The sequence below is a fragment of the Streptomyces sp. NPDC054841 genome (genome assembly GCF_053611045.1).
Map to the genome: position 1 here is coordinate 1 of NZ_JBSGZO010000604.1, position 4,518 is coordinate 4,518.

Sequence of the window (4,518 nt, forward strand, 5' to 3'; positions counted from 1 at the left end):
GCCAGAGGCCCGGCACTGGGACGCGCTGGTGCTCAACTGCTCAACTGCTCAACGCGTACGGACCGGCGTCAGCCGCCCAGCCCGTCCGCGGCCTTCTTGATGTCCGCCGCGAAGGCGCTCACCTCGGTGTAGACACCGGGCTTGCCCGGGCGCGCACAGCCCTCGCCCCAGCTCACGATGCCGACCTGGATCCAGGCTCCCGCGTCGTCCTTGCGGAACATGGGGCCGCCGGAGTCACCCTGGCAGGTGTCGACGCCGCCGGTGTCCAGGATCCCGGCACAGAGCTCCTCGCCGGGGGTCAGCTGGTCGCCGTACGCCTTCTGGCAGGTGGCGTCGTCGATGGCCGGGACCTTGGCCTTGAGCAGATAGCGCTGCTGGTCGCCGCCTTCCTTGTCCGCGCCCCAGCCGGCGATGTCGAATTCGCCGGTGTTGAACTTGTCGTCCGCGGCGATCGGCAGGGTCGGCAGATCGATCGGCTTCTCGAGCTTGATCAGCGCCCAGTCCTTGCCCTTGCCGTTGTAGCCGGGCGCCTGGAGGACCTCGGTGGACTTCACGCTGATCGCGTTGGAGTCCTCCAGGTCGGCGACGCCCGCCGTGGCGGTGATGCCGGTGTTCGGGCCACTGCCGTCGACGCAGTGGGCGGCGGTCAGAACGATGTCCTTGGCGTACAGTGCGCCGCCACAGCCCATGGACAGCCGGACCATGAACGGGAATTCACCCTGATCGGCCTTGGTCCCGCCGACGACCTTCGTGCCTATCTCACCGCGTGGGGTCGGTGCGGAGGCTGCGTTGGCCGCGCCGGGCTGGAGGCTGAAGGCGGCCAGGGCGACGGCACCGATCGCGGTGGTCGTCCTGAGGTGCTTCAGGTAGCTCTTCAATGGACTTCCTCTCGTGGGGGGTATGCGTCAATGACGGGCCCATGCCAACCCCGGAATCGGAAGTCACCACCGAACGAAGTGCGTCGGAAAACGGCAGCACACTGCAAGGCGTCCGAACCCAGTGGGGGATGAGTCCGCAAAGCGCCCTGCGATTATGTGGAACAGGAGACCGGGGTGACAAGGGTGCACAATCCCCCAACTCCCCTTCGGGCTATGAGCCGTTGGGTCCATATCGACCCATCCCAACCACTATTGCCATGCGCTGTTACACGAGTGATACGCAATCTCCGGAGAGCTGTGTCGTTGGCTCAATCCGCGCGGAATCCAGCGGCGCGAGTGCGGTAATCCAGCCAGAATTGCGTGCCGAACAGCCAAGGCCGGCAGCCTTCGGACCGCCGTCATCCAAGTGTTGGGCCTGTCCAGGGCCGGGCATGGAACGAGCGTCGAACGGGCCTCACTTCGGCCGCTGCCGGAGGAACTGTTCGGAGCCGGCCGACTGTTCACACCGCGCGCTGACCGCCCCGGTGGCATTCGCTTTCAGTAGTACTCGCCCATCATGCGGCCAGTCGGTATTGCCCCGTGGAGCCCCTCGACAACGACGAACAAGTTCAGGACGGACCAGAAGCGGTGCTTCGGTCGATCAGGTAGCTCGCGCGCCCGTCGTCGTCGAGCTCGAACGGCCCCTCGGGAATGATGCAGAACTCATTCCCCTCGGGGTCGGCCATGACGAGGAAGCCTCCCGCCGCATACTGCTGGAGCAGCCGGCCGCCCAACGCCTCGACCCGTTCCTGCTCGGCAGCCGGGTCCGGCGAGGCGACGTCGAAGTGGATACGGTTCTTGCCGGCCTTTGGCTCGGCGACCTTCTGGAAGCCCATTCCCGGGCCGTCGCCACGCGCGAGCCAGACGTACGGACCTGTCCTCGCCGCAATGGCTCTTCCGAGGAGCTGAGCCCAGAACGAGGCCAGTCGCTCCGGATCGCCGCAGTCGACGATGAGGTCCTTGATGGTCAGGTGGGTGCCAGGCATTCCCGGATATTCCCAGATCGGCGCTGCCCGGCCGGAACCAGGTGGCCCGGAGGCGGCCGGATGCCGGCGCCGCCTGCCGTGCGGTTTGCGTGGCACGCGCCTGTCGCCTCCGTTCCTTCGGCCACTGATCACGGCACAGTGGAGGCATGAACGCAGACAACAGGAACATTCTGGCCCGAGCGGGCGTGGCGACCAGACTGCCGGCCCAGGATCTGGACCGGGCGCGGCGCTTCTACTCCGAGCAGCTCGGGCTGGAGCCCGTCGATGAACGGCCCGGTGGGCTGCTGTATCGGTGCGGAGGCGTGGAGTTCGTCCTGTTCCGGTCGGCGGGAGCCTCGCCCGGCACGTTCACTCAGATGGCGTGGCAGGTCGACGACATCGAGGCAGTCGTGTCGGAACTCAGACGGCGCGGCGTGGTGTTCGAGGATGTCGACCTCCCCGGGCTGCTGGGCGGCATGCGAACGAGGGACGGGATCGCCGAGATCGAGGGGAACTACCCGAGCAAGGGCGCGCGGGGTGAACGCGGCGCCTGGTTCCGTGACAGCGAGGGGAACATGCTGGGCATCGGCCAGCCGGTCGTCTGAGGAGCACGCGCCCGATCGCGCGCCCGGAACCGCCGCGGCGGCCAGGAAGCGAGCTTCGGTGCTTCAGTTGGCGAGCTTCGCCGACTGAAGCGTTCAGCGTTCAGCGTTCAGCGTTCAGCGTTCAGCGTTCAGCGTTCAGCGAGACTGTGCCACCAGGCCCATCTCGTAGGCGATGATGACGAGGTGGACTCGGTCGCGGGCGTCGAGTTTGGTGAGCAGGCGTCCCATGTGTGCCTTGGCTGTGGCCACGCTGATGCAGAGCTGGGCGGCGATCTCGCTGTTGGTCATGCCGCGTCCGACGAGGGTCAGTACCTCGCGTTCCCGCTCGGTGATCTTCCCGACTGGTCGTGGAGAAGGGGCTGGTTCGGGGCGGGCGGCGAACTCTGCGATCAGGCGGCGCGTGACGCTCGGTGCGATCAGGGCGTCTCCGGCGGCGACCACGCGGATCGCCGCGAGGATGTCGTCCAGTGCCATGTCCTTGACGAGGAACCCGCTCGCACCCGCTCGGAGCGCGCCATAGATGTACTCGTCATCGTCGAACGTGGTGAGGACGAGGACGCGCGTCGCCCCAGCGGATGCCGTAATCATCCCGGTGGCCTCGATGCCGTCCATGCCGGGCATGCGGATGTCCATCACTGCCACGTCGGGCTCGGTGTCCCGGACCAACTGGACCGCTTCGGCGCCGGTTCCTGCCTCTCCCACGACGTCGATACCGGGAGCGTCGGCCATCAAAACGCGCAGGCCGTTGCGGACCAGCGGCTGGTCATCGGCGAGAACGACGCGGACCGTCATCAGATGTGTACTCCTTCGGAGAGGGGGAGCCGGGCCGCCACGCGAAAGCCGCCCTCGGGCCCCGGCCCGGCGGTGAACTGGCCGCGTAGCAGGGTGACGCGTTCCCTCATTCCGGTGATGCCGTATCCGGTGCCGGAGGTGAGGCCGCCGCGGCCGTCGTCAGCGACCTCGATGGTCAGTTCGCCGTCTTGGCAGCCGATGGAGACGCGGCAGTCGGGGGTGTCCGCGTGGCGTACGACGTTGGTGAGGGCCTCCTGGACGATGCGGAAGGCGGCCAGATCGATATCGGCGGGCAGGGGCCGTCGCTCTCCGAGCCACCGCACGTCGACCCGGACACCAGCGTCCCTCGTCGATGCGGCCAGGCGGTCGAGGTCGGCCAGCCCTGGGGCCGGTTCGCGCGGTGCGGCCCCGGGTTCGGGCCCCGGTTCGGTGCGGCGCAGTGCGCCGAGGGTGCGCCGCAGTCCGGCGAGGGTTTCTCTGCTGGTGGCTTCGATGGTGGTGAGGGCCTTGCGGGCCTCGTCCGGCTGGGTGTCGATGACCCGGCTGCCCACGCCTGCCTGGATGGCGATGACACCGATACTGTGCGCGATCATGTCGTGCAACTCGCGGGCTATCCGAAGCCGTTCGGCGGTGACGGCCTGGGCAGCGGTCTGTGAGCGCAGTGCCGCGGCGTGCTCGCGACGTTCGCGGACCGAATGACCGGTCATCCAGGCGGCGGCGAGCGCGACAACGAGGACCACGACCGTGCGGGCGAAGCCGTCCTGCCCGGTCCCGAGGCGTGCGGCGACGGCGACCTGTACGCCGAGCGTCATGACGGCAGCGGTGACCGCGATATGGCGAGGCCGGGTGGCCACGATGTACCCGACGGCGAGGTCGTTCGCCAGGACCAGCAGATACACGACCTGCCAGAAAGGACTTGTCGTCGCCGTGGCATACGTACCGAGCACCATCAGCGTCAGGGCCGGAAGCGGACGGCGGCGCAGCAACCCGAGAGGCAGGACCGTCACCGCGGCCACCAGGGCGAACGGCAAGCCTGGGGAGTCGGAGGGTGTGCCGCGTGCCGCGAAGAACAGCGTGAACGGGTAGGCGATCGCCCCGCACCAGACCAGGACCGCCCGCGCGACCGGCCGCAGATGCCAGGACAGCAGGGGACGCGGCTTGGCGGACATGAGGCGATCGTAGCCGTCTGACCTGCGGCGGGACATTGGCCCGTGGGCGTACGCCCACGGGCTGCAAGCC

Annotated in this window: 5 protein-coding genes; 1 reads left to right on the forward strand and 4 read right to left on the reverse strand. The window is 68.3% G+C overall.

The annotated features are described in order from the left end of the window. Positions 1-68: 68 nt before the first annotated feature. Both ACWGI8_RS40230 and ACWGI8_RS40235 read right to left on the reverse strand, forming a co-directional pair. Entirely contained in the window at positions 69-878 is an 810-nt protein-coding gene (locus ACWGI8_RS40230; RefSeq protein ID WP_453668402.1) for a S1 family peptidase, read from the reverse strand. Positions 879-1,486: 608 nt separating this feature from the next. Continuing rightward, complete coding sequence (locus ACWGI8_RS40235) at positions 1,487-1,903, reverse strand: VOC family protein (RefSeq protein WP_453668403.1); 417 nt, start codon at positions 1,901-1,903, stop codon at positions 1,487-1,489. Between the two features lie 146 nt (positions 1,904-2,049). On the opposite strand from ACWGI8_RS40235, the gene ACWGI8_RS40240 reads away from it, so the two are divergent. After that, entirely contained in the window at positions 2,050-2,487 is a 438-nt protein-coding gene (locus tag ACWGI8_RS40240) for a VOC family protein (protein ID WP_453668404.1), read from the forward strand. A 135-nt stretch (positions 2,488-2,622) separates the two neighbouring features. Here the strand turns inward: ACWGI8_RS40240 and ACWGI8_RS40245 are convergent, their stop codons facing one another. Both ACWGI8_RS40245 and ACWGI8_RS40250 read right to left on the reverse strand, forming a co-directional pair. Beyond that, the gene (locus ACWGI8_RS40245; RefSeq protein WP_453668405.1) at positions 2,623-3,279 is read right to left on the reverse strand and encodes a response regulator; all 657 of its coding nucleotides are present in this window, start codon (positions 3,277-3,279) and stop codon (positions 2,623-2,625) included. Continuing rightward, complete coding sequence (locus ACWGI8_RS40250) at positions 3,279-4,448, reverse strand: sensor histidine kinase (protein ID WP_453668406.1); 1,170 nt, start codon at positions 4,446-4,448, stop codon at positions 3,279-3,281. The genes ACWGI8_RS40245 and ACWGI8_RS40250 overlap by 1 nt, the downstream gene beginning before the upstream one ends. Positions 4,449-4,518: the final 70 nt, after the last annotated feature.